Raw genomic sequence first — 25,236 nt, 5'->3', positions numbered from 1 at the left:
TCTTACTCCAAATTCTGGACCTGCTCGCGGAACTGGTCGATCACGACTTTCAGCTCGATGCCGGCGGCGGTGACCGCCGAGGCATTCGACTTCGAGCAGATGGTATTCGATTCGCGGTTAAATTCCTGTGCAAGGAAGTCCAGCCGGCGCCCGGCGGGGCCACCTTTCACCAGGAGGTCGCGCGCTGCGGCGATATGAGCCTTCAGACGATCGATTTCCTCGCGCAGATCCGCCTTGGTCGCCAACAGTGCGGCTTCGGCATGCAGCCTGTCGCGGTCGAGCGCGGCCATGCCGTCCATCAACAATGCGACCTGCGCGGCAAGCCGCGCGGCGATCTCCTGCGGCGAGCGCGATGGATCGGCCTCGATCGTCCGCGTCAGGCCTTCGATGGTCGTGACGTGGTCGTGAAGAATGCGGGCCAGCGCCGACCCTTCCTGTTCGCGCATTGCTCGCAGATCGACAAGCGCGGCCAACAGGCCGGCAGCGATATCGGCGTCACGGGCGGCAAGCGCCTCCTCGCCATCCTCGCTTTCGCGGAATTCGACGATGCCGCGCACCAGAAGCAGCGTATCGAGCTTCAGCGGCGCCGGATCGATGACACCGTCCAGCTGCTCGCGCATGGCCAGCACAGCGGCAAGCGCTTGCTTGTTCAGCACCGCCTCGAAACGGTTCTCGTCGGCGCTGACGGATAGGGATGCCTGCAGGTTGCCGCGGCTGAAGCTTTCGCCGGCGAGGCGGCGGACGTCAGCCTCCATGCGCTCGAGCCCGGGCGGCAGGCGCAGGCGCAGGTCGAGGCCCTTGCCGTTGACCGAGCGCAGTTCCCATGCCCAGCGCCAGCGGCCGCTCGTTCCCTCGCGCCGCGCAAAACCGGTCATGGACTGCAAAGCCATGCGTGCCTCCCGAAAGTCTCAGTTGATCTTCTTTTTCTTCGGCGGCGCGACGGTCGCGCCACTATCCGCAGGCTGCTCTTCCGGCTGGCCGTCGACTGCGATGTTCGGGTCGGAACCCTTGTCGGCTTCGAGCTTGCGCCAGCGCTTGACGTTGGCATTGTGCTCCTCGAGCGTCGCAGCGAAAACATGGCCACCGGTGCCGTCGGCGACGAAATAGAGGTCCTGCGTCTTCCAAGGATTGGCAACGGCTTCCAGCGCATCCTTGCCGGGATTGGCGATCGGCGTCGGCGGCAGACCCTTGATGACATAGGTGTTGTAAGGCGTGTCGCGCTTCAGGTCCGACTGGTATATCGGCCGGTCGGCCGGTTTTCCCTCGCCGCCGAAGAGGCCGTAGATGATCGTCGGATCGGATTGCAGGCGCATGCCCTTGCCGAGTCGGTTCAAGAAAACGGAGGCGACGTGGGCACGCTCGTCGGGAACGCCGGTTTCCTTTTCGACGATCGAGGCGAGTGTCACGAACTCCTCCTTGGACCGCAGCGGCAGCGAGGAGTCTCGCTTGTCCCAGATCTGATCGACGAGTTTCTGCTGCGCAGCCGCCATCTGTTCGATGATTTCCGAGCGCTTGGTGCCGCGCGAGAATTTGTAGGTATCCGGACGCAGGCTGCCCTCGGTCGGCAGTGCCGCCGGCAAGTCGCCTTCCAGCACGGTATCCTGCAGCATGCGGTCGAACATCTGGCGGACCGTAAGGCCCTCGGGGAAGGAAACGGAATAAAGAATGGACTTGCCCGATTTCAGCAGCTCCATAATATCCCTCATGGAGGCCCTCGCCTTGATCTCGTATTCACCAGCCTTCAGGCTTTCACCGGCAGAAAGATGCGTTGCCGTGAGATAGCGGAAGATGCGGGCATCGCTGATGATCGCGTTGCGCTCGAGGTTCGAGGCGATTTCGGTCAGACCAGCACCGTTGCGGACGATGAAATTGGTGTTGGTCTGCAGCGGGCCCGGGTTCCGATAGGTCGATGTGGCGTAGTAGAAGCCGATGACGGCGACGACACAGACCAGAACCGCCATCGTCATGATGAAGTTCAGGAAAAGAACGACCTGACCGCGGGCTTTCTTGGACCGCTTCGGCGGCTCCGGAACGCGCTCCGGACGCAGGGCTTCGCTCGGCGACTTCGGGATAATCGGTCCCTTTTGCGCCTGGCTATCGTTGCTCTGGTTCGTCGTATCGCTCACCGGCAATCCTCTAAAACTTGACCCTCACTTCGCTATTTCGCGAAGCAATGCGGCAAAAGCAGGTTCTGCCGCCGTTCAACGACGCCGCTGCCGGTCGTTATGCTTTCGCCCGCCCTCCTACGCAATGGAGAGGACGGCCGGTTGCGGTGCATGGGAGACCCATTACACCGCTTGCAGCACTCTTATTGCGCGTAACGGCGCAGTACGAGCGACGCGTTCGTGCCGCCGAATCCGAATGAGTTGGACAGCGCCACATTGATGTCTCGCTCACGCGCCTTGTGCGGAACAAGATCGATCGCCGTCTCCCGTTCGGGATTGTCGAGATTGAGCGTCGGCGGCGCGATGTTGTCGCGGATCGCAAGCGTGGCGAAAATCGCCTCGATGGCGCCAGCGGCGCCGAGAAGGTGTCCTGTCGCCGACTTGGTCGAGGACATGGAGATCTTCGACGCCGCATTGCCGACCAGCCGCTCGACGGCGCCGAGTTCGATCGTGTCGGCCATGGTCGAGGTGCCGTGGGCATTGATGTAGTCGATATCGGCGGGCGTCAGCCCGGCGCGTTTCAGCGCCATCGCCATGCAGCGGCCGGCTCCCTCGCCGTCTTCGGAGGGCGCGGTGATGTGATAGGCATCGCCCGACAGGCCATAGCCGACGATTTCGGCGTAGATCCTGGCGCCCCGCGCCTTGGCGTGTTCCAGTTCCTCGAGCACGACGATGCCGGCGCCTTCGCCCATGACGAAGCCGTCGCGGTCGCGGTCATAGGGGCGCGAAGCCTTCTGCGGGTCATCGTTGTGCTGGGTCGACAGCGCCTTGCAGGCGGCAAAACCTGCAAGCGAAATGCGGCTGACGGGGGATTCCGTACCGCCGGCGACCATGACGTCGGCGTCGCCCAGCGCAATCAAGCGCGCGGCATCGCCGATCGCATGCGCGCCCGTCGAGCAGGCGGTGACGACCGAATGATTGGGTCCGCGCAGCTTGTGGCGGATCGAGACCTGGCCGGAGACGAGGTTGATCAGGCGGCCGGGAATGAAGAAGGGGGAGATGCGGCGCGGGCCCTTGTCGCGCAGGGTATAACCCGCCTCGACAATGCCTTCGATGCCGCCGATGCCGGAGCCGATCAGCACGCCGGTGGCGATCTGGTCCTCATCGGTTTCAGGATGCCAGCCGGCATCGGCAAGCGCCATGTCGGCGGCGGCCATGCCGTAGATGATGAAGGGATCGACCTTGCGCTGCTCCTTCGGCTCCATCCACTGATCGACATTGAAGGTGCCGTCGGTGCCATCACCGATAGGAATACGGCAGGCGATCTTGGCGGGAAGGTCATCGACCTCGAATTCGGTGACGAGGCGGGCGCCGTTCTGACCGGCAAGCAGCCGGGACCACGTCACCTCGGTTCCGCATCCCAAGGGTGATACCATGCCGGTACCGGTGATGACGACACGTCTCATCGCGTGCTTTCCCCCGTCTCTTATGTTCTATGGAGAAATATGCCGAAAAGAAAAGGGCGGACTCCAGGCCCGCCCTTTCTCAAATTCACAGGATCAGGCCTGGGCCTTCTCAATAAACTTCACTGCATCGCCAACCGTCAGGATCGAGTCGGCGGCGTCGTCAGGAATTTCAACGCCGAATTCTTCTTCGAAAGCCATGACAAGTTCGACCGTGTCGAGCGAGTCAGCGCCCAGATCGTCGATAAAGCTGGCGCTCTCGACGACCTTGTCGGCGTCGACGCCAAGATGATCAATAACAATTTTCTTTACGCGTTCTGCGATATCGCTCATGTCGGTTTCCTCGACCTTATGTCCTGATCGGAATGCCATCGCGGCACCCCTACCCTGTTTCAGCCTGCGATGTTTTCAGACACCCTCGGCAAACTCGTTTACCCGGCTTCAGAGATGTCCCAGGCTTGCAAAAAGCCCGCCGGTCCGTCTGCTTTCTCGGGACGACTGTTCACAGTCATGGCCCGCTTAACATGCTTTATGTCTGCCGCAAAGCCAGAAAATCAACGGTTCGTGATTGCTCAACATGCTATTGGCGGAATTATTCCCATGCCAACAGTTTGTCGTTTCAGATCATCGCCATGCCGCCGTTTACGTGCAGCGTCTGGCCCGTCATATAGGCAGCCTCGGAGGACGCAAGGTAAGCGACCGCCGAAGCGACCTCGCCACCCGTTCCCATGCGCTTCATCGGGATCGCTCCCATGATCGCTTCCTTCTGCTTGTCATTGAGCTTGCCGGTCATGGCGCTTTCGATGAAACCGGGCGCCACGCAGTTGACCGTCACGTTGCGGGTGGCAATTTCCTGCGCCAGGGACTTGGTGAAGCCGATCATACCGGCCTTGGAGGCGCAGTAATTGGCCTGGCCCGGATTGCCGGTGACGCCGACGATGGAGGTGATGTTGATGATGCGGCCATAGCGGCGGCGCATCATCGGATGCGTCAATTCGCGCGTCAGGCGGAAGGTCGCCGTCAGGTTCACTTCGAGGACGCTGTCCCAGTCCTCGTCGCTCATGCGCACGAACAGCCCGTCGCGGGTGATGCCGGCATTGTTGACGAGGATGTCGACGCCTTCAAGGTCGGCCTCTGCTTTCTGGCCGAGCGCCTTGACCTCATCGCGGTCGGAGAGGTTCGCCGGGAAGATCTTGACGCGCTCGCCGAGATCGGCCGCCAGCGCTTCCAGCTTCTCGACGCGGGTGCCATGCAGGCCGACGATGGCGCCCTGCTTATGAAGAAGGCGGGCGATTTCCTCGCCGATACCGCCCGAAGCGCCTGTGACGAGAGCCTTGCGGCCGGAAAGATCGAGCATGGAAACGTTCCTTATATCAGGGACACCAAATCCGGTGTCCGGAAATACCAATCAGGCCATGAGGGCGGCGACGGCCGCGTCGATATCCGCCGGACCGTTGACGGAGATGCCGGTGATCGTCTTGTCGATGCGGCGGGCAAGGCCGGTCAGCACCTTGCCGGAACCGAGTTCATAAAGCGTCGTCACGCCATTTCCGGCAAACCATTCCACCGTCTCGCGCCAGCGGACCTGGCCGGTCACCTGCTCGACCAGCAGGCCGGCGATCTCGTCGGCGCCGGTCACCGGGGCGGCACGGACATTGGCGATGACGGGCACGACGGGGTCGGACTTCGCGACTTTTGCCAGCGCTTCGCGCATGGCGTCGGCGGCGGGCGCCATCAGCGTCGAATGGAACGGAGCAGAGACCGGCAGCAGGATGGCGCGCTTGGCGCCCTTGTCGGTCGCAAGGGCGGCCGCCTTTTCGACGGCTGCCTTCTCGCCCGAGATGACGATCTGGCCGCCGCCATTGTCGTTGGCGATCTGGCAGGCGCCGATAGCGGCCGCTGCCTCACAGACGGCAACGACGTCGGCATGTTCGAGGCCGATGATCGCGGCCATGGCGCCGACGCCGACGGGGACGGCGGCCTGCATGGCATTGCCGCGGATACGCAACAGCCGAGCGGTGTCGGCGAGCGAAAAGCTGCCGGCGGCGCAAAGTGCCGAATATTCGCCGAGCGAGTGGCCGGCGACGTAGGCGACCTTGGACTTCAGATCCAGCCCCTTGGCTTCGAGAACGCGGACAACGGCGATCGAGACGGCCATCAGCGCCGGCTGGGCGTTCGCCGTCAAGGTCAGCGTATCCTCGGGACCGTTGAACATGACGTCCGAAAGCTTTTCACCGAGTGCCTCATCGACCTCTTCGAAAACGGCGCGGGCTTCCGCGAAATTCTCGGCGAGATCCTTGCCCATGCCGACGGCCTGGCTGCCCTGACCGGGAAAAGTGAAAGCAATGGTCATTTTCATGTCCCTGATTGCGCCCCTTGAGGCTGTTTTGCCTCCAATTGACATTCTTTCCGGCAGAGTCAAGTAGCGGCTCATTCTCCGCAAAGCCTTTCGCGCGCGCGCAAAAGCCCGGCTTTTGCTCTTGCGCTCCGCCAAATCCAGCCTAGATTTGCCCGGACCTCCCAAGGCTTTCACCTCTCTCCCAAGGTTTTTCCATGAAGTACAATTCACTAGGCCGCACCGATATTTCCGTTTCAGAGATTTGCCTTGGCACCATGACCTGGGGCTCGCAGAACAGCGAAGCCGATGCGCATGCGCAGATGGATTACGCCGTCGAAAAGGGCGTCAATTTCTTCGATACGGCCGAGCTTTATCCAACCACCCCGGTTTCAGCGGCGACACAGGGCTGGACCGAAGACTATATCGGCAGCTGGTTCGAGAAGACCGGCAAGCGCGGCGATATCGTGCTCGCCACCAAGGTCGCCGGCCGCGGCCGCGATTATCTGCGCGGCGGCGAAGGTGCCGATGCAAAGAATATCCGCCTGGCGCTCGAGGCCAGCCTGATGCGGCTGAAGACGGATTACGTCGACCTCTACCAGATCCACTGGCCGAACCGCGGGCATTTCCATTTCCGCCAGAACTGGAGCTACAATCCGTTCACCCAGGATCGCGACAAGGCGGTCGCCAATATGCTCGACATCCTGGAAACGCTCGGCGCTCTGGTGAAGGAGGGCAAGATCCGCGCGATCGGCCTTTCCAACGAAACCACCTGGGGCATACACAAATACCTGACGCTCTCCGAACAGAAGGGCCTGCCGCGGGTCGCCAGCGTCCAGAACGAATACAACCTGCTCTACCGCCATTTCGATCTCGATCTCGCCGAACTCTCGCATCATGAGGATGTCGGACTGCTCGCCTATTCGCCGCTCGCCGGCGGTATCCTGTCCGGCAAATATATCGACGGCGGCAGGCCGAAAGGTTCCCGCGGTTCGATCAACCCCGATATCGGCGGGCGGCTGCAGCCGCTGCAGGAGCCGGCGACCAGAGCCTATCTGGAGATCGCCGCAACATATGGACTCGACCCGGCAGCGATGGCGCTCGCCTTTTGCCTGTCACGTCCGTTCATGGCCTCGGTCATCATCGGCGCGACGTCGATGGAGCAGTTGAAAATCGATATCGGCGCGGCAGACATTACGCTTTCGAACGAGGTCCTGGCGGAAATCGCCAAGGTGCACCGGCAGTATCCGCTGACGCTTTGATCATGTTTGTTTGGCGCCTGCCCGATGCCGACCATTGGCCGGCGTCGGGTTCGGGTATCCGATTGCGCTTGCCTTTGCCCGAAAAATCCGTATAAGCCGCCGTGTTCGTTAACCCGGTCTTCTGGCTGGTGGCTGAACGGAGGGCCGGTTTCCTCTTGGAAATCGTTCGGAACGGAAGCGTTCCAGCCTCCCGTGTCTCCGCTCTCGACCGTCTCGGAAACGCTTTCTTGCCTGGGTCCGCCCAATCAGGAGCAGTCGTTGAGGCTTAGCCGCCGAATATCGGGTTGAACCAAACGCAAGAAAGGCAAAGCTGTCATGGCTCTTTATGAACATGTATTCCTTGCCCGGCAGGATATTTCCGCTCAGCAGGTCGATGCCCTCGTAGAACAGTACAAGGGTGTGATCGAAGCGAATGGCGGTAAGGTCGGGCGTATCGAGAACTGGGGGCTCAAGTCCCTCACCTACCGCATCAAGAAGAACCGCAAGGCGCACTACGCCCTGATGGACATCGATGCACCGGCTGCTGCCGTCCAGGAAATGGAACGTCAGATGCGCATCAGCGAAGACGTTCTTCGCTACATGACGATCGCCGTCGAGAAGCATGAAGAAGGTCCGTCTGCCATGATGCAGAAGCGCGACCGTGACGACCGTCCGCGTGAAGGCGGCCGTGGCCCGCGTGAAGGCGGATTCGGCGATCGTGACCGTGGCCCGCGTCCGCCGCGTGAAGGTGGCTTCGGCGACCGCGACGACCGTCCGCGCCGTCCGCGCGAAGACCGTGTATAAGGGAGATCTGAGATATGTCTGAAACTTCCTCCGCTCCGGTCCGCCGCCCGTTCCATCGCCGCCGCAAGACCTGCCCGTTCTCCGGCGCCAACGCGCCGCGGATCGACTACAAGGACGTACGCCTGCTGCAGCGCTACATTTCCGAGCGCGGCAAGATCGTTCCGTCCCGCATCACGGCCGTTTCCCAGAAGAAGCAGCGCGAACTCGCCCAGGCGATCAAGCGCGCCCGTTTCCTCGGCCTGCTGCCCTACGTCGTCGCCTGATCATCGGCCGACGCACACACCCTTGAGGGAAGGCATTCGTGCCTTCCCTTTTCCCTTCCGCGATGGGCGCGGATCGGAACTCTTAAAACCCATGTTGAGACGTTTCTGAATTTGATTCAGCAACATCCTCTAACTGCTTGATGAAGCAGGACAGCGACCTTGAAACGACCGAACATTAAAACGCTGCTGATCGGCGCACTCGCCGGATTGACCGCCGCCCTGCTGGTGCTGGGCGCGAGCATGCAGCCGTCGTTTTTCAGCGCGCTTCTCTACACGGCTTCGGCTTTGCCGATCCTGATCGTCGGGCTCGGCTGGGGCAATACCGCCGCGATCTCGGCCGTCGTCAGCGCCGCAGCACTCGGCGCGATCTTGATCTCGCCTTCCTTCGCGCTGATCATGACGATGGTGACGCTGCTGCCGGCCGGTTGGCTCAGCCATCTCGCCAATCTGGCGCGTCCCGCCGCCGAACTCGGCGGACCCGACCATCTGCTTGCCTGGTATCCACTCTCCGATATCCTGCTGCATCTCTGCGGTCTGGTGACGCTCGCCGTCATCGTCATCGGTGTGATCATCGGCTACGGCCCCGAAATTACCGATCCGATCGTCGATCTGCTGATCACCTCGCTCAAGCAACAGCAGCCGGAATTCATGCCCGATCCGGCAGCGACCGCGCAGACCAAGTCGCTGATCCTGCTGATGCTGCCGGCTTTGCAGGGCGGCATGTGGGTCAGTATGCTGTTTGCCGCCTATTATTTCGCCGTGCGCATCGTTGCAGCCTCCGGCCGCGGCCTTCGCCCGCGCGAGGACATTCCCTCGTCGCTGCGGATGAACCGCAACTCGATCTTCATCTTCCTGGCCGGGCTTGCCGCCTGCTTTTTCGGCGGCGTTCCGGCACTGGTCGGCGCGACCGTGATCGGCAGCCTCGGCGCCGGTTTCATGCTTTCCGGTTTCGCCTCGCTGCATTTCCGCACGCGCGGCAAGGACTGGCGCATACCGGCCCTCATCCTCTGCTATCTGGGCTCGATGCTCATGCTGCTGCCAGCTCTCCTCATCCTCGTCCTCGGTCTCAGCGATACGCGCAAGGCGATCTCACTGACCCCGACGAAAGATGCTGATACCCCCAAACAATCCGATACGAAAATCTGAGACACAAGAAAGGAAAAAGAAAATGCAAGTCATCCTTCTCGAACGCATCTCCAAGCTCGGCCAGATGGGCGAAACCGTAAAGGTTCGCGACGGCTTTGCCCGCAACTACCTGCTGCCGCTCGGCAAGGCGCTGCGCGCCAACGCCGCCAACAAGACCCGCTTCGAAGCCGAGCGCGCAACGCTCGAAGCCCGCAACCTGGAGCGCAAGTCGGAAGCCCAGACGGTCGCCGACGTTCTCGACGGCAAGTCCTTCATCGTCGTACGCTCCGCCGGCGAAACCGGCCAGCTCTACGGTTCGGTTGCTGCCCGTGACGTCGTCGATATTCTCGGCGCCGAAGGCTTCAACATCGGCCGCAACCAGGTTCACCTCAACACGCCGATCAAGTCGATCGGCCTGCACAAGGTCGAGCTGCAGCTGCATGCCGAAGTCGAAATTCACGTCGAGCTGAACGTTGCCCGTTCTGCCGAAGAGGCAGAGCGCCAGTCCAAGGGCGAAGAACTCACCTCGGTCGACGCGATCTACGGCGTCGACGAAGACGCGCTGCGTCCGGAAGACTTCTTCGATCCGGAAGCCGATGGCGTCGACGAAGACGAAGCATAATTTCGTCGGAGCGATCCGCGAGAGGGAAGCCCGGCCACCGCGCCGGGCTTTTTCGTTTCCACCCCTTCGATATGAGCCGCTGATCGGCTCGCTTCTTTTAAGGGGATCTTCCGGATGTTTTTGCTGCGTGCCTTATCGCATCGCGCTAAAATGACATTCTCCGAAGCGGATGGGCTGAGTCGGCGCCATACCGTGTCGTGCGGGTGACACTGCCAGTATTTCTCCTTTGCGTCGCCCAAGACTGTGGAGAAGTCGAACAACGTGCACAGTGTTCAGGATTTAGGCGAAGCGAGCCCCCGCTCCTTTCGTAGCCTCTTGATTTTCGCGTCCGGAATTGCAAATCCGGAGCTGGAAAAAGACAGAACGGATGATGATGAACGACGCCGCTCGAAAGATTGCAGCCGTTGCTCCGTCGGAGCAGCATTATCGCGAAGCACCCAACAACATCGAAGCCGAGCAGGCGCTTCTGGGTGCGATCCTGATGAACAACGACGCCTATTACCGGGTGTCGGACTTCCTGAAGCCAATCCATCTCTATGAACCGCTGCACCGGAAGATCTTCGAGGTTGCCGGCGATATCATCCGCATGGGCAAGATCGCCAACCCTGTGACGATCAAGACCTTCCTGAAAGCCGACGAGAAGGTCGGCGACATGACGGTTTCGCAATATCTGGCGAGCCTGGTCAGCAATGCCGTCACCGTCATCAATGCCGAGGATTACGGCCGGGCGATCTACGACCTGGCGCTGCGCCGGGCGCTGATCACCATCGGCGAGGACGTCGTCAACATCGCCTATGACGCGCCGCTCGACATGCCGCCGCAGTCGCAGATCGAGGATACGGAACGCCGACTGTTCGAACTGGCGGAAAACGGCCGCTACGACGGCGGCTTCCAGGCCTTCAACGATGCGGTCGCGCTGGCGATCGACATGGCGGCCGTGGCCAAGGAGCGCGACGGCGGGCTTTCCGGCATTTCCACCGGCATCCATTCGCTGGATTCCAAGATGGGTGGCCTGCAGAGGTCGGACTTGATCGTGCTTGCCGGACGCCCCGGCATGGGCAAGACCTCGCTTGCCACCAACATCGCCTACAATATCGCCGCCGCCTATGAAGGCGAAGTCCAGTCGGACGGCAGCATGAAGGCGAAGAACGGCGGCGTCGTCGGTTTCTACTCGCTCGAAATGTCGTCCGAACAGCTCGCCACCCGTATCATCTCCGAGCAGACCGAAGTTTCCTCCTCGAAGATCCGCCGCGGCGACATCAACGATGCCGATTTCGAAAAGCTCGTCGCCTGCTCGATGATGATGCAGAAGGTGCCGCTCTTTATCGACCAGACCGGCGGCATCTCGATCGCCCAGCTTTCGGCCCGCGCGCGCCGTCTGAAGCGCCAGCGCGGCCTCGACGTGCTTGTGGTCGACTACATTCAGCTGATGACCGGCTCGGGCAAATCCAGCGACAACCGCGTGCAGGAAATCACCCAGATCACCACCGGCCTGAAGGCGCTCGGCAAGGAGCTCAACGTTCCGATCATCGCGCTGTCGCAGCTCTCGCGTCAGGTCGAAAGCCGCGACGACAAGCGGCCGCAGCTGTCCGACCTTCGCGAATCCGGCTCGATCGAGCAGGACGCCGACGTCGTGCTCTTCGTGTTCCGCGAGGAATATTACGTCAAGAATTCGGAGCCGCGCGACCTCCACGATCCGAAATATCCGGAATGGGAAGCGCTGTTCGACAAGGTGAAGGGCACGGCCGACGTCATCATTGCCAAGCAACGCCACGGGCCTACGGGCACGGTGAAGCTCGCCTTCCAGGCGGAATTCACGCGCTTTGCAGATCTCGCCGATCCCTCCTTCACCCAATATGAAGAGCACTGATCGCGCGGATGCTGCATGCAGCGCCGGGCTTTCCCTTGACATAGTTGATCTTTAAACTGGCCGGAGAATCCTTCTCCGGCCTCTTTTCGATGTGGATCATGAGCGAATTTTTCGACGCCCCCGAAGACGACAATTTTGCCTCGGCAGGGCTGCGGCTGACCGTCGACCTCACCGCCCTGACGGAGAACTGGCGCGACATGGCGCGCCGCTCCAGTGCGGCGCGCGCCTCGGCAGTCGTCAAAGCGGATGCTTACGGCATGGGCATCGAGGATGCCGGCGAAGCGCTGTATATGGCCGGCGCGCGTGACTTCTTCGTCGCGACCGTCGACGAGGGCGTAACACTTCGCCTCTATGCGCCCGAGGCGCGCATCTTCGTGCTCTCAGGCATATGGCCCGGCACCGAACGGCGTTTCTTCGAGAACGATCTGGTGCCGGTGATTTCCTCCGACGAACAGCTCGCCTTCTGGATGGCGGTGCTCGCCGATTACGGCGACTACCCCTGCGCGCTGCATGTCGATACCGGCTTCAATCGGCTCGGACTGCATATCGACGATGCGATCGCGCTCGCCGACGACGTCTCACGGCCGGCGAGCTTCGCGCCCGTGCTTGTCATGAGCCACCTCGCCTGCGCCGACGATCCCACCCATGCGATGAACCGGCAGCAGCTCGAATCATTCCACAGAGTTAGCGCTGCTTATGAAGGCATCGATTCAAGCCTTGCCGCCTCGGCCGGCATCTTTCTCGGTGAGGATTATCACTTCGACCTGACCCGCCCCGGCATCGCGCTCTATGGCGGCGAAGCGGTCAGCGGCATGGTGAACCCGATGCGGCCGGTGGCAACTGCGGAAGCGCGCATCATCCAGGTGCGCAGCGTTGAAGCCGGCGAGACCGTCAGCTATGGGCGGGCGCTGCAGCTTCGCCGCGAAAGCCGGCTGGCGATCGCCTCGGCCGGCTATGCCGACGGCTACATGCGCAGCCAGTCGAGCGGCGGTGTGCCGCTGCGCCAGGTGGTGCCGCAAGGCGGGCAAGGCTTCATCGCCGGACACAAGGTACCGGTTGCCGGCCGGATCACCATGGACCTGACGATCTTCGATATCACCGACCTGCCTGACAACGCCGTGCGCGCTGGGGATTATGTCGAGCTGTTCGGAAAGAACCTGCCGGTCGACGATGTGGCGCGGACATCCGGCACGATCGGATACGAGATTCTGACCAGCGTGGGCTTCCGCCACGAGCGGCGCTACGTGGCCGAGGAATAACGGCCGTCCTGTTCAACGGCTGCTGAGGGCGAGACGGACACCGAGCGCCACGAAAAGCGCACCGAGGCCGCGATCGAGCCAGAGGCCGACTTTTTGATTATGCCTGACCGCATCGGCAAGGCGCCCGCCAAGAAGGACGAGCGGCGGTTCGATGAAGGCGGCGACGACGATGATCAGCCCGCCATGCAGCATGAGCTGCGCCCATGCCGGCCCTGCCCCTTCGACGACGAATTGCGGCAGGAAGGCGAGGAAGAATATCGCCACTTTCGGATTGAGCAGCGACACCAGAATTCCCTGCCGATAGATTCTTGCAACCGGCAATTTTTCACCAGCAGCCTTTATCAGGCCATCGCCGCCACCGGAGCGCAAAGCCTGAATGCCGAGCCAGACGAGATAGGCGGCGCCGATCCATTTGACCGTGGAGAAGGCGACTGCGGAAGCGGCAAGCATGGCCGAGAGACCGAGTGCAGCCATCAGCACGTGCAGGCAAGCGCCGGACCAGACGCCGAACAGCGCGGAAAAACCGGCACGTTTTCCGCTTCTCATCGTGTGACCGAGGATGAAGGCGATATCGGGTCCAGGCGAGAGGTTCAGCAAAACCGCCGCCGACAGAAATGCAAGCCAGTGCGCAAACGAATAATCGAACATCATCATCATTCCAAATAAGCAGAAGCAAAGCATAGGCAGGGGTGCGCTGATGGGGAAATCATTAGTTTTGATCCGTCGCGATAGCCATTATCTCAAGCACGACAATGATTCGGTGAAGCGGCGCGTCGCTTCGCTCGGGAACCCGGACTGAAAGAGTAATCGATGGCGAAGGCCAGGACACAATTCATCTGCCAGAGTTGCGGCACGGTTCATAACCGCTGGGCCGGCAAATGCGAGAACTGCGGCGAATGGAACACCATCGTCGAGGAAGACCCGATGGGCGGGATCGGCTCCGGTCCCGGCAAGACGCCGAAGAAGGGCCGACCGGTGGCGCTGACGGCGCTCTCCGGCGAGATCGAGGAAGCGCCACGCATCCATACCGCGATGTCGGAGCTCGACAGGGCGCTCGGCGGCGGTTTCGTGCGCGGTTCGGCGGTGCTAATCGGCGGCGATCCCGGCATCGGCAAATCGACGCTGCTGATGCAGGCCGCCGCCGCCCTTGCGCGGCGCGGCCACAAGATCATCTACGTCTCCGGCGAAGAAGCCGTGGCGCAGGTCCGGCTGCGGGCACAGCGCCTTGCGGCGGCCGATACCGATGTGATGCTGGCAGCCGAAACCAATGTCGAGGATATTCTGGCGACACTCGCCGAGGGCAAGCGGCCGGACCTCGTCATCATCGATTCCATCCAGACGCTGTGGAGCGAACTTGCCGAATCGGCGCCGGGAACGGTGACGCAGGTGCGCACTGGGGTGCAGGCAATGATCCGTTTCGCCAAGCAGACAGGGGCCGCCATGGTGCTCGTCGGCCATGTGACCAAGGACGGGCAGATTGCCGGGCCGCGCGTCGTCGAACACATGGTCGATGCCGTGCTCTATTTCGAAGGCGACCGCGGCCATCACTACCGCATCCTGCGCACAGTCAAGAACCGCTTCGGCCCGACCGACGAGATCGGCGTCTTCGAAATGTCCGACAGAGGCTTGCGCGAAGTCGCCAATCCCTCGGAACTCTTCCTCGGCGAACGCAACGAGAAATCGCCGGGCGCTGCCGTCTTCGCCGGTATGGAGGGCACCCGTCCCATTCTCGTCGAGGTACAGGCGCTGGTGGCACCGACCTCGCTCGGCACGCCGCGGCGCGCCGTGGTCGGCTGGGATTCGGCGCGGCTGTCGATGATCCTCGCAGTTCTTGAGGCCCATTGCGGCGTCAGGCTCGGCCAGCACGACGTCTATCTCAACGTTGCCGGCGGTTACCGCATCTCCGAACCGGCGGCCGATCTTGCCGTCGCCTCGGCACTCGTTTCCTCGCTTGCCGGTATTGCCCTTCCTGCCGATTGCGTCTATTTCGGCGAAGTCAGCCTGTCGGGCGCCATCCGACCGGTTGCGCACACCGCCCAGCGCCTCAAGGAAGCCGAGAAGCTGGGTTTTTCGGCAGCACTGCTTCCATCCGCCTCCGCCGAACTGCCGAAAGGCTCCGGCGGGCGCTGGAGCGAAGTCGCAAGCCTGCCGGATCTGGTCGTGCGCATCGCCGGATCGAAGGGAGCGCTGCGTGTGGAAGAGGACGTTTGATCCTTTCATTGCCAAGAGTGGTGATGATATAGGAGCACACGATAAGGCACGACACGGCCGCCAAGCGGCAGTCCTGGAGTTGAATTTACATGCCCATTACGATTTTCGACGGTATTGTCATCGGCGTCGTGCTCTTCTCCGCCGTGCTGGCGATGGTCCGCGGCTTTTCGCGCGAGATTCTTTCGATCGCGAGCTGGGGCGGTTCGGCCGCGGCTGCCTACTATCTCTATCCGTACCTGCTGCCCTACGCGAAAAAATACACCGATGACGACCGCATCGCGATCGTCGGTTCGGCAGCGGTCGTCTTCCTGATCGCGCTCATCGTCATCTCCTTCATCACAATGAAGATCGCCGATTTCATCATCGACAGCCGTGTCGGCGCGCTCGACCGCACGCTCGGCTTCCTGTTCGGGGCAGCGCGCGGCGTGCTGCTCCTGGTCGTCGCCGTCGCCTTCTGGAACTGGCTCGTCGATGTCGACCACCGTCCGGCCTGGGTCAACGAAGCGAAGTCGAAGCCCTTCCTGGATTCGATGGTCGTGAAGCTGAAATCGGTTCTGCCGGAGCAATTTGCCCAGATGATACCGGAAAGCATCCGTGATAAGCTGCAGCCGCCGGCACAGGGCGCCGAAGGTACTACGCCGCCGACGGGCGACCAGGCTCCGGCGGAAGACGCACCGACCGCGCCTGCAGACGGCGCGCAGCAGCCGGCGAATTGACACAGTGTTCAAGAGCTTGACCCGCCTTCCGGCAATCGCCATTTGAGCGGGATCTGAAATGAGGGTCCGGCCGAGCATTCCAGCTCCGCCGGGCTCAGCTATTTCTGGAAATGCCGATCCATTCTTGTGAGAGCAGAGGCCCGCAGAAATGAACCAGTCCCATTCCTTCCCGAACGACGATCCACTCGACGGAGATACGCTGCATGAAGAATGCGGGGTTTTCGGAATTCTGGGACATCCCGATGCCGCCGCGCTCACGGCTCTCGGCCTGCATGCGCTTCAACATCGCGGACAGGAAGCGGCCGGCATCGTCTCCTTCGACGGCAAGCGCTTTTATCAAGAGCGCCACATGGGCCTCGTCGGCGACCACTATACCAATCCGATGACGCTGGCCCGCCTGCCCGGCAGCATTACGATCGGTCATACCCGCTACTCGACAACCGGCGAAGTGGCCATGCGCAACGTGCAGCCGCTCTTTGCCGAACTGGAAGAAGGCGGCATTGCCATTGCCCATAACGGCAATTTCACCAACGGCCTGACGCTTCGCCGCCAGATCATCGCGACCGGCGCCATTTGTCAGTCGACCTCCGATACCGAAGTCGTCCTTCACCTCATCGCCCGTTCCCGCCACGCTTCCACGTCCGACCGCTTCATCGACGCCATTCGCCAGATGGAAGGCGGCTATTCGATGCTCGCCATGACGCGCACCAAACTGATTGCCGCGCGCGACCCGACCGGCATCCGCCCACTCGTCATGGGAGAATTCGACGGCAAGCCGATCTTCTGCTCGGAGACCTGCGCGCTCGACATCATCGGCGCCAAGTTCATCCGTGACGTTGAGAACGGCGAGGTTATCATCTGTGAAATCCAGCCCGACGGTTCGATCAGCATCGATGCGCGCAAGCCCAGCAAGCCGCAGCCGGAACGCCTCTGCCTGTTCGAATATGTCTATTTTGCTCGCCCGGACTCGGTCGTCGGTGGCCGCAACGTCTATACGACGCGCAAGAGCATGGGCATGAACCTTGCGAAGGAATCGCCTGTCGATGGCGACGTGATCGTGCCGGTGCCGGATGGCGGCACGCCGGCGGCGCTCGGCTATGCGCAGCAGAGCGGCATTCCCTTCGAGTACGGCATCATCCGTAACCATTATGTCGGGCGCACCTTCATCGAGCCGACGCAGCAGATCCGCGCCTTCGGTGTGAAGCTGAAGCATTCGGCCAACCGGGCGATGATCGAAGGCAAGCGCGTGGTGCTGGTCGATGATTCCATCGTGCGTGGCACGACGTCTCTCAAGATCGTCCAGATGATCCGTGAAGCCGGGGCGCGCGAAGTCCATGTCCGCGTCGCAAGCCCGATGATCTTCTTCCCGGATTTCTACGGCATCGACACGCCCGATGCCGAAAAGTTGCTGGCAAACCAGTATGCCGATGTCGAAGCCATGGCCAAATATATCGGCGCGGACTCGCTCGCCTTCCTGTCGATCAACGGACTTTACCGTGCCGTTGGCGGCGAGGATCGCAACCCCGCCCGGCCGCAGTTCACCGACCACTATTTTACCGGCGACTATCCGACCCGCCTGCTCGACAAGAACGGCGAGTCCATGGGCAACAAAATCTCCATGCTTGCCAGCAACGGCTGACACGGCGCGCCGGCTTTTTCATTGTCCATCCCGAGGGGTGCATCGCACCCCTCTCCCTTCGTGAGGGAACACGACATCATGAATATCAATCTTGAGGGCAAGATCGCACTCGTCACCGGTGCGTCGCGCGGCATAGGCTATTTCACGGCGCTGGAACTTGCCAAAGCCGGCGCCCACGTGATTGCCTGCGCGCGCACGGTCGGCGGGCTCGAGGATCTCGACGATGCAATCAAGGCCGTCGGCGGCACGGCGACCCTCGTGCCCTTCGACCTTTCCGACATGAATGCGATCGATGCGCTCGGCGGCTCGATCTTCGAGCGCTGGGGCAAGCTCGACATCCTCGTCGCCAATGCCGGCGTGCTCGGCGTCATTTCGCCGATCGGCCATATCGAAGCGAAAGTGTTCGAGAAGGTGATGACTATCAATGTCACCGCGACATGGCGGCTGATCCGCTCGGTCGACCCGCTGCTTGCCCGCTCGGATGCCGGCCGCGCGGTGATCCTGTCTTCGGGTGCCGCCCACAAGTGCCGCCCCTTCTGGGGCGCCTATTCCGCTTCCAAGGCTGCGGTCGAAGCGCTGGCGCGCACATGGGCCGGCGAGAGCCAAAGCACCCCGCTGCGGGTCACCAGCGTCGATCCGGGGGCGACACGCACGGCGATGCGGGCGCAGGCGGTGCCCGGCGAAGATCCGCAGACGCTGCCGCATCCCTCCGAGGTCGCAAAGGCAATCCTGCCGTTGCTGGGGCCTGGTGTGACGGAGACGGGCAAGCTGTTCATCGTTCGGGAGAACAAGCTCGTCGATTATCGCCTGCCCGAATAGGCCGGCGTTTCAGATAGGCCGGACGTTTCAATTCGCTGCAACGGCGGGGAACAGATGCGCCAGGCCCGTTTCCGACGGGCATAGTGCATTGAGGTCAACCGGTCCCTGGATACCGTCCAAGGTGCCGTTATCGGCAAATTGCCAGATCGACCAACGGCTGCACTCTTCCTGCCTCGGTTCTCTGAACACGCTGCGCAGCCACAGATAGTGGTCGGGGAAGCGTGATTCATTGCCTTTCAGATATTGATCGAAGAACTCCTGCGTGACGTAGAAAATAGGCTTTTCCGGAAAGGTGCCGTTCAGCTCGATGAAAAAGGCGTTCACCTCGGCAACCATTTCCTCGAGCGTCGGGATCCTGTTGCAATTGCCGACAAACTCCAGATCGACGGCGATCGGCAGAGTTCCCTGCTCCTTCGGCACGGTCGCCAGGACATTCTGCGCCTGATCCTTGCCCGGACGGCAGAAGGTGAAGAAATGATAAGCGCCCCTGACCACTCCAGCATCTCCGGCGCGCTGCCAGTTATCGGCGAACTTGGAATCCCGATGGTCTCCGCCTTCGGTCGCCTTCATGAAGGCGAAACGGACATTCGGCTGCGCGGCAACAACCTTCCAATCGATATCGCCCTGGTGATGGCTGACATCGATGCCTTGGATTGGATAGGTGCTCAGAGAGGGATTGTTGAAGCGAAGCATCCCGAAGTAGTATGCGAAATATACAGCGAATGCGACCGCCAGAACCGCAGTCGCTCCGATCGTCGATCGGGCAAGTCTCCGCATCCCTTCCCCCTATTTTCAACAGCTTCTCAACTGGCTATGCGAGATTTGTGCTCCGAAAATGGCGGACGAATTTCAAGAGCGCGCCAATGGGTTTCAAAGACGTTGGTTGCTGCCATCGATTCACCGGATAGATGGATCCCGTTGCCGCTGGATCGCTCTTCGCCCCCTTGACCGGAGGCGCGAACCGGGCCATAAAACCCGCCATGAAAACGGTTATCTGCATTATCTGCCGGAAGATTATTCGCTAGCGCGAGCGCTGGCCCGGCCGTTTTCGTCTCCCAAATAGTCAAGATGCGAAACGCCCCGGTCCGCCGGTCGCGATATTTTTCTGATCATGCCTTTGGGAGAGTGAAATGGACGCGACGCCGGAACTGAAGCTGTACAACACGCTGACGCGGGAAAAATCGGTCTTTTCGCCGATCGATCCCAACAATGTCCGCATGTATGTCTGCGGCCCGACCGTCTATGACTTCGCTCATATCGGCAATGCCCGGCCAGCCATTGTCTTCGACATGCTGTTCCGGCTGCTGCGCCATGCCTATGGCGAAGATCACGTCACTTATGCCCGCAACATCACCGACGTCGACGACAAGATCAATGCGCGGGCGCTTCGCGACCATCCGGGCTTGCCGCTCAATGAAGCGATCCGCGCGGTCACGGAAAAGACCGAGACGCAATATCACGCGGATGTCGCCGAACTCGGCTGCCTGGAGCCGAGCTTCGAGCCGCGCGCCACCGACAATATCGTTGAGATGACCGAGATCATCGAGAAGCTGATCGGCAACGGTCACGCCTATGTCGCATCGGGGGAAGTGCTGTTCGACACCAAATCCATGGCGGATTACGGTCAGCTTTCGAAGCGCCCGCTCGACGAGCAGCAGGCCGGCGCCCGCATCGCCGTCGACGCGCACAAGAAGAATCCGGGTGATTTCGTGCTCTGGAAGCTGTCGAGCCACAACGAGCCCGGCTGGGAGAGCCCGTGGGGCCGCGGCCGGCCCGGTTGGCACATCGAATGCTCGGCGATGAGCAAGCGTTATCTCGGCGATGTCTTCGACATTCACGGCGGCGGGCTGGATCTGATCTTCCCGCATCATGAAAACGAGATCGCCCAGTCGCGCTGCGCCCACGGCACCGAGGTGATGGCGAACGTCTGGATGCATAACGGCTTCCTGCAGGTCGAAGGCCGCAAGATGTCGAAATCCGAAGGCAATTTCGTCACCATCCACGAGTTGCTGCACACGGACATCTTCGGCGGCCGCAGCTGGCCGGGCCAGGTGCTGCGCCTTGCCATGCTGATGACGCATTACCGCGAGCCGATCGATTTTTCGATCAAGCGGCTGGAAGAAGCCGAACGGCTGCTCGCCAAGTGGCCGGCGGCAGAAGCCGGCGATGCGGCGCCCGATGAAACCGTGCTGAACGCGCTTTCCGATGACCTCAATACTGTCGCGGCGGTGCAGGCATTGCATGCGCTGGCCCAGGCTGCCCATGCGGATCCCACAGCCCGTGCCGTCTTTGCCGCAACCGCCGACCTTCTGGGCCTGTTGCCGAAAAAGATGGAAATCGACGAAGCCGTCGCATCGGCAGTCGATGCGCTGATCGCGATGCGTCTCGAAATGCTGAAGGCGAAGAACTTCACCGAGGCCGACAAGATCCGTGACGAGTTGACGGCGAAGGGCATCCAGTTGAAGGACGGCAAGGATCCGGTGACCGGCGAGCGCGTGACGACGTGGGAGGTCAAGAGATGACGACCTATACCGGTGGCTGCCAATGCGGAGCGATCCGTTTCCGCGTCAGCGGCGACATCAAGGATTCGTCGATCTGTCATTGCCGCATGTGCCAGAAGGCGTTCGGGGCCTATTATGCGCCGCTGGTCTCGGTGCGCGGCGCCGATTTCGAATGGACACGCGGAGAGCGGAAAAAATTCCGCTCTTCCAATTTCGTCGAGCGCGGCTTCTGCGGCGATTGCGGCACGCCGCTCACCTATGAGGCGCCGGATGGAGTGGCGGTAGCTGCAGGCGCATTCGACGATCCGTCATCCCTTCCTCCGACCATTCAATGGGGCGTGGAAGGCAAGATCGGCTTCGTCGATCATCTGCACGAATTGCCCGGAGAGCGAACCGAGGCGGATCTGGCTGCAGGCTCCTTCCTCAGCGAACTCGTTTCCTATCAGCATCCCGACCACGATACGCCGGTCTGGCCGCCGGAGGATCGCACTTGACCGGCGTGGCGAAGCAGACGGGCGGATGCCAGTGCGGGGCGGTCCGTTATCGGGCCAGCGGCGAGCTCGGCTACCCACACATCTGCCACTGCCGCATGTGCCAGAAAGCCGCCGGCAATTATTTTCTGCCGCTTGCAGCAGCCATGCGTAAGGATTTTGAGCTGACGCGCGGCGCGCCGAAATGGTTTCAGTCCTCGGATCTGGTGCGGCGCGGTTTCTGCGGCGATTGCGGCACGCCGCTGTTCTACGATATTCCCGAAGCGGACTTCATCAACATCACTCTCGGCTCGCTCGACGAGCCCGATACGGTCAAGCCGGTGATGCAATCGAATACCGGCCGCAAGATGTCCTGGTTTCATGCGCTCGACGGCCTGCCGCTGGAGCCACAGCCTGAAACGTCCGACCGTGAAAACGCGATCACGGCAAGCAACCATCAGCATCCCGACCACGACACGCAAAAATGGCCCCTCGGAGAAACCTCATGACGGACACGATAAAGACAGGCGGATGCCAGTGCGGCGCTGTGCGCTTCCGCATCTCAGGCAGACTGGGGCGACCTTCGATCTGCCATTGCCGCATGTGCCAAAAGCAGTTCGGCGGCTTCTTCTCCGCGCTCGTTACCGCGCCTGAGGAAGGGATGGATTGGACGCGCGGCGAGCCGAGCTATTTCCAGTCCTCGGTCAATATCGAACGCGGCTTCTGCAGCAATTGCGGCACGCCGATGACCTATCGCCATCCAGGCGGGCTGGAGCTTGCGATCGGCACATTCGACGATCGCAGCGACCTCGCTCCGCTGATCCAGGTCAACTACGAGGCCCGCCTGCCCTGGGTCGAGAAAATCTTCGAGGCGCCGGTGCTGAAGGATCAGGATTTCTACGCACGACAGGAGGCTATCATCTCCTTCCAGCATCCCGACCACGACACAGAAGTCTGGCCCGCGAAAGGCGTGAAGATATGACCGAGATGTTGCGCACGCTCTATCCCGAAATCGAGCCCTATGCTTCCGGCCATCTCGATGTCGGCGACGGCCATGTGATCTATTGGGAGCGCTCGGGCACACCAGGCGCCAAGCCTGCCGTCTTCCTGCATGGCGGTCCGGGCGGCGGCATCTCACCCGCCCATCGCCGGCTTTTCGATCCCGCTCTCTACGACGTCATGCTGTTCGACCAGCGCGGTTGCGGCAGGTCGACGCCGCATGCGGAACTCCATGCCAACACGACCTGGCACCTCGTCGCCGATATCGAGCGGCTGCGCGAGATGGCCGGCGTCGACAGCTGGCAGGTGTTCGGCGGCTCCTGGGGTTCGACGCTGGCGCTCGCCTATGCCGAGACGCATCCGGAGCACGTGTCCGAGCTCATCCTGCGCGGTATCTACACACTGACCAAGGCCGAGCTCGACTGGTACTACCAATTCGGCGTCTCGGAAATGTTCCCTGACAAGTGGGAGCGGTTCATCGCCATTCCTAGGGAAGAGCGGCATGAGATGATGCATGCCTATCATCGTCGCCTGACGCATGAGGACAGGAACGTGCGCCTTGAGGCCGCGCAGGCCTGGAGCATCTGGGAAGGCGAAACGATCACACTGCTGCCGGAACCTTCGACGAGCGGCAAGTTCGAGGAGCCGGAATTCGCTTATGCATTTGCGCGCATCGAAAACCATTTCTTCGTCCATGCCGGCTGGATGGACGAGGGACAGTTGATCCGCGATGCCGGCAGGCTCAGGGATATTCCGGGCGTCATCGTACATGGACGCTACGATATGCCCTGTCCGGCCAAATATGCCTGGCTGCTGCACAAGGCCTGGCCGAAGGCAGAGTTCCACCTGATCGAGGGCGCGGGCCATGCCTATTCGGAGCCGGGGATTCTCGATCAGCTGATCCGGGCGACGGATAAGTTCGCCGGGAAGCAAGACTGATCGTTGGCATTGGGGGCAGCCCCTCACCCTAACCCTCTCCCCGCCCGCGGGGAGAGGGGACGTGCTCCGCGATACGGTGCGGCATGTTTCTTCTCCCCGTCATAACGGGGAGAAGGTGGCGGCAGCCGGATGAGGGGCAGCATCCGCACTTCATAACAACCCGCCTGGCGGGAGGAAACGACATGAAAGAACGCATCTATCTCTTCGACACGACACTCCGGGACGGGCAGCAGACGCCCGGCATCGATTTTTCCGTCGAGGACAAGATTGCGATCGCCGCCATGCTGGACGAATTCGGCCTCGATTACGTCGAGGGCGGATATCCCGGCGCCAACCCGACGGATACCGCTTTTTTCAGCGAGAAGCGCACCAGCCAGGCCAGTTTCGTCGCCTTCGGGATGACGAAGCGGGCCGGCGTTTCGGTCTCCAACGATCCCGGCATTGCCGGGCTGCTGCAGGCAAAATCCGACGCCATCTGTTTCGTCGCCAAGAGCTGGGATTATCACGTCGCGGTGGCGCTCGGCTGCACCAACGAGGAAAACCTCGAATGCATCGCCGAAAGCGTCAAGGCGGCGGTTGGCGCGGGCAAGGAGGCGATCGTCGATTGCGAGCATTTCTTCGACGGCTTCAAGGCCAATCCGGCCTATGCGCTCGCCTGCGCCAAGACGGCCTATGAGAGCGGCGCCCGCTGGGTCGTGCTCTGCGACACCAATGGCGGCACGCAGCCGCCCGAGGTGCGCGCCATCGTCGAGGCGGTGATCGCCTCAGGCGTTCCCGGCCACTGTCTTGGCATCCATGCGCATAACGACACCGGCCAGGCGGTCGCCAATTCGCTTGCCGCGGTCGACGCCGGCGTCCGGCAGATCCAGGGCACGCTCAACGGTATCGGCGAGCGCTGCGGCAATGCCAATCTGGTGACGCTGATCCCGACGCTGGCGCTGAAGAGCGCCTACAACACACGTTTCGAAACGACGATCGACGAGGAGCGGCTGCTCAACCTCACCCGGCTCTCGCATGCCTTCGACGAGCTCCTCAACCGCTCGCCCGACCACCAGATGCCCTATGTCGGCGCTTCCGCCTTTGCCACCAAGGCCGGCATTCATGCATCGGCGCTGCTCAAGGATCCGCGGACCTATGAACACGTGCCGCCGGAAACCGTCGGCAACTTCCGCAAGGTCATGGTCTCCGACCAGGGCGGCAAGGCAAACTTCATCAATGCGCTGAAACGGCGCGGCATCGCGGTCGCCAAGGACGATCCGAAGCTCGACCTGCTGATCTCGATCGTCAAGGAACGTGAATCCATCGGCTATGCCTATGAGGGCGCGGATGCGAGCTTCGAGCTGCTGGCGCGCCGCACGCTCGGCACGATCCCGGAATTCTTCACCATCGAAGGCTTCCGCGTGATGATAGAGCGCCGCTTCGACAGTCTCGGCCGAGTGAAGATCGTCTCGGAGGCGGTGGTCAAGATCACCATCGACGGCCAGACGCTGATGTCGGTTGCCGATGCCGAAGGCCCGGTCAACGCACTCGACCTCGCGCTGCGCAAGGATTTCGGCAAGTACCAGCACGAGATCGACGATCTGGTGCTCGCCGATTTTAAGGTGCGTATCCTCAATGGCGGCACGGAGGCGATCACCCGCGTGCTGATCGAATCCACCGACAGCGACGGTGTACGCTGGTGGACCGTCGGCGTCTCGGAGAACATCATCGACGCTTCGTTCCAGGCGCTGATGGATTCGGTCATCTACAAGCTGATGAAGAACCGGCAGCTGGCGGGCAAGATCGCGGCGGAATAAACCTATTCCGCGGCTCGGCGACGGGTCCCAGCCCTCGCCCGAATATTATTCGCTTCCTT

General features: G+C 61.7%; 25 protein-coding genes. 17 read left to right on the top strand and 8 right to left on the bottom strand.

The genetic code is table 11. From position 1 onward, the window contains the following. Nucleotides 1–2 precede the first annotated feature (2 nt). The 6 genes from HFO71_RS12755 to fabD all read right to left on the bottom strand — a co-directional run bounded on the left by HFO71_RS12755 (nucleotide 3) and on the right by fabD (nucleotide 5,921). Complete coding sequence (locus HFO71_RS12755; RefSeq protein ID WP_025393969.1) at nucleotides 3–890, bottom strand: YicC/YloC family endoribonuclease; 888 nt, start codon at nucleotides 888–890, stop codon at nucleotides 3–5. 18 nt (nucleotides 891–908) lie between these two features. Next, nucleotides 909–2,126, bottom strand: coding sequence for an endolytic transglycosylase MltG (mltG, locus tag HFO71_RS12750; RefSeq protein WP_168258202.1), 1,218 nt, complete (start codon nucleotides 2,124–2,126; stop codon nucleotides 909–911). Between the two features lie 182 nt (nucleotides 2,127–2,308). After that, a complete protein-coding gene (gene fabF / locus HFO71_RS12745) occupies nucleotides 2,309–3,571 on the bottom strand; it encodes a beta-ketoacyl-ACP synthase II (protein ID WP_065279474.1) in 1,263 nt (420 codons plus the stop codon). Between the two features lie 93 nt (nucleotides 3,572–3,664). Then, nucleotides 3,665–3,901: an acyl carrier protein gene (locus HFO71_RS12740; RefSeq protein WP_003547058.1), complete on the bottom strand. Its 237-nt coding sequence runs from the start codon at nucleotides 3,899–3,901 to the stop codon at nucleotides 3,665–3,667. Between the two features lie 286 nt (nucleotides 3,902–4,187). Beyond that, nucleotides 4,188–4,925 carry a 3-oxoacyl-[acyl-carrier-protein] reductase gene (gene fabG, locus HFO71_RS12735; RefSeq protein WP_077976145.1) on the bottom strand — a complete coding sequence of 246 codons (738 nt, stop codon included), beginning with the start codon at nucleotides 4,923–4,925 and terminating at the stop codon, nucleotides 4,188–4,190. A 51-nt stretch (nucleotides 4,926–4,976) separates the two neighbouring features. Beyond that, complete coding sequence (gene fabD / locus HFO71_RS12730; RefSeq protein ID WP_168258201.1) at nucleotides 4,977–5,921, bottom strand: ACP S-malonyltransferase; 945 nt, start codon at nucleotides 5,919–5,921, stop codon at nucleotides 4,977–4,979. A gap of 200 nt (nucleotides 5,922–6,121) precedes the next feature. Between fabD and HFO71_RS12725 the strand changes: the two genes are divergently transcribed. From HFO71_RS12725 to alr, 7 genes are all read left to right on the top strand, one after another. After that, complete coding sequence (locus HFO71_RS12725) at nucleotides 6,122–7,165, top strand: aldo/keto reductase (protein WP_077976143.1); 1,044 nt, start codon at nucleotides 6,122–6,124, stop codon at nucleotides 7,163–7,165. Nucleotides 7,166–7,480: 315 nt separating this feature from the next. Continuing rightward, on the top strand, nucleotides 7,481–7,948 hold the full coding sequence (rpsF, locus tag HFO71_RS12720) for a 30S ribosomal protein S6 (RefSeq protein ID WP_003547040.1): 468 nt from the start codon (nucleotides 7,481–7,483) through the stop codon (nucleotides 7,946–7,948). Between the two features lie 14 nt (nucleotides 7,949–7,962). Next, nucleotides 7,963–8,211, top strand: a complete 249-nt coding sequence (gene rpsR, locus HFO71_RS12715; RefSeq protein ID WP_003547038.1) for a 30S ribosomal protein S18 — start codon at nucleotides 7,963–7,965, stop codon at nucleotides 8,209–8,211. 159 nt (nucleotides 8,212–8,370) lie between these two features. Next, complete coding sequence (locus HFO71_RS12710) at nucleotides 8,371–9,357, top strand: DUF2232 domain-containing protein (protein ID WP_168258199.1); 987 nt, start codon at nucleotides 8,371–8,373, stop codon at nucleotides 9,355–9,357. Between the two features lie 22 nt (nucleotides 9,358–9,379). Continuing rightward, nucleotides 9,380–9,958, top strand: coding sequence for a 50S ribosomal protein L9 (gene rplI / locus HFO71_RS12705; RefSeq protein WP_011651241.1), 579 nt, complete (start codon nucleotides 9,380–9,382; stop codon nucleotides 9,956–9,958). Between the two features lie 373 nt (nucleotides 9,959–10,331). After that, nucleotides 10,332–11,828 carry a replicative DNA helicase gene (locus HFO71_RS12700; RefSeq protein ID WP_077976288.1) on the top strand — a complete coding sequence of 499 codons (1,497 nt, stop codon included), beginning with the start codon at nucleotides 10,332–10,334 and terminating at the stop codon, nucleotides 11,826–11,828. 89 nt (nucleotides 11,829–11,917) lie between these two features. Next, complete coding sequence (gene alr / locus HFO71_RS12695) at nucleotides 11,918–13,087, top strand: alanine racemase (protein ID WP_206118149.1); 1,170 nt, start codon at nucleotides 11,918–11,920, stop codon at nucleotides 13,085–13,087. A 12-nt stretch (nucleotides 13,088–13,099) separates the two neighbouring features. Here the strand turns inward: alr and HFO71_RS12690 are convergent, their stop codons facing one another. Continuing rightward, nucleotides 13,100–13,735 carry a LysE family translocator gene (locus tag HFO71_RS12690; protein ID WP_077976286.1) on the bottom strand — a complete coding sequence of 212 codons (636 nt, stop codon included), beginning with the start codon at nucleotides 13,733–13,735 and terminating at the stop codon, nucleotides 13,100–13,102. A 162-nt stretch (nucleotides 13,736–13,897) separates the two neighbouring features. On the opposite strand from HFO71_RS12690, the gene radA reads away from it, so the two are divergent. The 4 genes from radA to HFO71_RS12670 all read left to right on the top strand — a co-directional run bounded on the left by radA (nucleotide 13,898) and on the right by HFO71_RS12670 (nucleotide 18,472). After that, nucleotides 13,898–15,298 (top strand): DNA repair protein RadA, encoded by a 1,401-nt coding sequence (gene radA / locus HFO71_RS12685; RefSeq protein ID WP_221988149.1) that lies wholly within the window; start codon nucleotides 13,898–13,900, stop codon nucleotides 15,296–15,298. Nucleotides 15,299–15,387: 89 nt separating this feature from the next. Beyond that, a complete protein-coding gene (locus HFO71_RS12680) occupies nucleotides 15,388–16,014 on the top strand; it encodes a CvpA family protein (protein WP_003547015.1) in 627 nt (208 codons plus the stop codon). A 148-nt stretch (nucleotides 16,015–16,162) separates the two neighbouring features. Next, nucleotides 16,163–17,653, top strand: coding sequence for an amidophosphoribosyltransferase (purF, locus tag HFO71_RS12675; RefSeq protein ID WP_077976140.1), 1,491 nt, complete (start codon nucleotides 16,163–16,165; stop codon nucleotides 17,651–17,653). Nucleotides 17,654–17,731: 78 nt separating this feature from the next. Beyond that, nucleotides 17,732–18,472 (top strand): SDR family NAD(P)-dependent oxidoreductase, encoded by a 741-nt coding sequence (locus tag HFO71_RS12670; RefSeq protein ID WP_077976139.1) that lies wholly within the window; start codon nucleotides 17,732–17,734, stop codon nucleotides 18,470–18,472. 27 nt (nucleotides 18,473–18,499) lie between these two features. Here HFO71_RS12670 and HFO71_RS12665 read toward each other — a convergent pair whose 3' ends face one another. Beyond that, nucleotides 18,500–19,249, bottom strand: coding sequence for a glycoside hydrolase family 25 protein (locus HFO71_RS12665; protein ID WP_168258197.1), 750 nt, complete (start codon nucleotides 19,247–19,249; stop codon nucleotides 18,500–18,502). A gap of 353 nt (nucleotides 19,250–19,602) precedes the next feature. On the opposite strand from HFO71_RS12665, the gene cysS reads away from it, so the two are divergent. The 6 genes from cysS (at nucleotide 19,603) to cimA (ending at nucleotide 25,177) form a co-directional block, all read left to right on the top strand. After that, the gene (cysS, locus tag HFO71_RS12660) at nucleotides 19,603–20,994 is read left to right on the top strand and encodes a cysteine--tRNA ligase (protein ID WP_077976137.1); all 1,392 of its coding nucleotides are present in this window, start codon (nucleotides 19,603–19,605) and stop codon (nucleotides 20,992–20,994) included. Further along, nucleotides 20,991–21,467 carry a GFA family protein gene (locus HFO71_RS12655; RefSeq protein ID WP_077976136.1) on the top strand — a complete coding sequence of 159 codons (477 nt, stop codon included), beginning with the start codon at nucleotides 20,991–20,993 and terminating at the stop codon, nucleotides 21,465–21,467. The genes cysS and HFO71_RS12655 overlap by 4 nt, the downstream gene beginning before the upstream one ends. Continuing rightward, a complete protein-coding gene (locus HFO71_RS12650) occupies nucleotides 21,464–21,952 on the top strand; it encodes a GFA family protein (protein WP_077976135.1) in 489 nt (162 codons plus the stop codon). Before HFO71_RS12655 ends, HFO71_RS12650 begins: the two co-directional genes overlap by 4 nt. Beyond that, nucleotides 21,949–22,425 (top strand): GFA family protein, encoded by a 477-nt coding sequence (locus tag HFO71_RS12645; RefSeq protein ID WP_077976134.1) that lies wholly within the window; start codon nucleotides 21,949–21,951, stop codon nucleotides 22,423–22,425. Before HFO71_RS12650 ends, HFO71_RS12645 begins: the two co-directional genes overlap by 4 nt. After that, entirely contained in the window at nucleotides 22,422–23,381 is a 960-nt protein-coding gene (gene pip / locus HFO71_RS12640) for a prolyl aminopeptidase (RefSeq protein ID WP_221988147.1), read from the top strand. The genes HFO71_RS12645 and pip overlap by 4 nt, the downstream gene beginning before the upstream one ends. 182 nt (nucleotides 23,382–23,563) lie before the next feature. Then, nucleotides 23,564–25,177 (top strand): citramalate synthase, encoded by a 1,614-nt coding sequence (cimA, locus tag HFO71_RS12635; protein ID WP_077976132.1) that lies wholly within the window; start codon nucleotides 23,564–23,566, stop codon nucleotides 25,175–25,177. Nucleotides 25,178–25,236: the final 59 nt, after the last annotated feature.

Origin of the sequence: Rhizobium laguerreae (assembly GCF_019778565.1) — a bacterium.
Lineage (GTDB): Bacteria > Pseudomonadota > Alphaproteobacteria > Rhizobiales > Rhizobiaceae > Rhizobium > Rhizobium laguerreae.
This window is presented reverse-complemented; position numbering and strand designations above follow the sequence as displayed.

What these genes read in the sequence shown, in the direction of transcription:
- HFO71_RS12755 (WP_025393969.1), bottom strand. Translation starts at nt 890, where the DNA reads ATGGCTTTGCAGTCCATGACCGGTTTTGCGCGGCGCGAGGGAACGAGC.
- fabF (WP_065279474.1), bottom strand. Translation starts at nt 3,571, where the DNA reads ATGAGACGTGTCGTCATCACCGGTACCGGCATGGTATCACCCTTGGGA.
- HFO71_RS12740 (WP_003547058.1), bottom strand. Translation starts at nt 3,901, where the DNA reads ATGAGCGATATCGCAGAACGCGTAAAGAAAATTGTTATTGATCATCTT.
- fabG (WP_077976145.1), bottom strand. Translation starts at nt 4,925, where the DNA reads ATGCTCGATCTTTCCGGCCGCAAGGCTCTCGTCACAGGCGCTTCGGGC.
- fabD (WP_168258201.1), bottom strand. Translation starts at nt 5,921, where the DNA reads ATGACCATTGCTTTCACTTTTCCCGGTCAGGGCAGCCAGGCCGTCGGC.
- HFO71_RS12725 (WP_077976143.1), top strand. Translation starts at nt 6,122, where the DNA reads ATGAAGTACAATTCACTAGGCCGCACCGATATTTCCGTTTCAGAGATT.
- rpsF (WP_003547040.1), top strand. Translation starts at nt 7,481, where the DNA reads ATGGCTCTTTATGAACATGTATTCCTTGCCCGGCAGGATATTTCCGCT.
- rpsR (WP_003547038.1), top strand. Translation starts at nt 7,963, where the DNA reads ATGTCTGAAACTTCCTCCGCTCCGGTCCGCCGCCCGTTCCATCGCCGC.
- rplI (WP_011651241.1), top strand. Translation starts at nt 9,380, where the DNA reads ATGCAAGTCATCCTTCTCGAACGCATCTCCAAGCTCGGCCAGATGGGC.
- HFO71_RS12700 (WP_077976288.1), top strand. Translation starts at nt 10,332, where the DNA reads ATGAACGACGCCGCTCGAAAGATTGCAGCCGTTGCTCCGTCGGAGCAG.
- alr (WP_206118149.1), top strand. Translation starts at nt 11,918, where the DNA reads ATGTGGATCATGAGCGAATTTTTCGACGCCCCCGAAGACGACAATTTT.
- HFO71_RS12690 (WP_077976286.1), bottom strand. Translation starts at nt 13,735, where the DNA reads ATGTTCGATTATTCGTTTGCGCACTGGCTTGCATTTCTGTCGGCGGCG.
- radA (WP_221988149.1), top strand. Translation starts at nt 13,898, where the DNA reads ATGGCGAAGGCCAGGACACAATTCATCTGCCAGAGTTGCGGCACGGTT.
- HFO71_RS12680 (WP_003547015.1), top strand. Translation starts at nt 15,388, where the DNA reads ATGCCCATTACGATTTTCGACGGTATTGTCATCGGCGTCGTGCTCTTC.
- purF (WP_077976140.1), top strand. Translation starts at nt 16,163, where the DNA reads ATGAACCAGTCCCATTCCTTCCCGAACGACGATCCACTCGACGGAGAT.
- HFO71_RS12670 (WP_077976139.1), top strand. Translation starts at nt 17,732, where the DNA reads ATGAATATCAATCTTGAGGGCAAGATCGCACTCGTCACCGGTGCGTCG.
- HFO71_RS12665 (WP_168258197.1), bottom strand. Translation starts at nt 19,249, where the DNA reads ATGCGGAGACTTGCCCGATCGACGATCGGAGCGACTGCGGTTCTGGCG.
- cysS (WP_077976137.1), top strand. Translation starts at nt 19,603, where the DNA reads ATGGACGCGACGCCGGAACTGAAGCTGTACAACACGCTGACGCGGGAA.
- HFO71_RS12655 (WP_077976136.1), top strand. Translation starts at nt 20,991, where the DNA reads ATGACGACCTATACCGGTGGCTGCCAATGCGGAGCGATCCGTTTCCGC.
- HFO71_RS12645 (WP_077976134.1), top strand. Translation starts at nt 21,949, where the DNA reads ATGACGGACACGATAAAGACAGGCGGATGCCAGTGCGGCGCTGTGCGC.
- pip (WP_221988147.1), top strand. Translation starts at nt 22,422, where the DNA reads ATGACCGAGATGTTGCGCACGCTCTATCCCGAAATCGAGCCCTATGCT.
- cimA (WP_077976132.1), top strand. Translation starts at nt 23,564, where the DNA reads ATGAAAGAACGCATCTATCTCTTCGACACGACACTCCGGGACGGGCAG.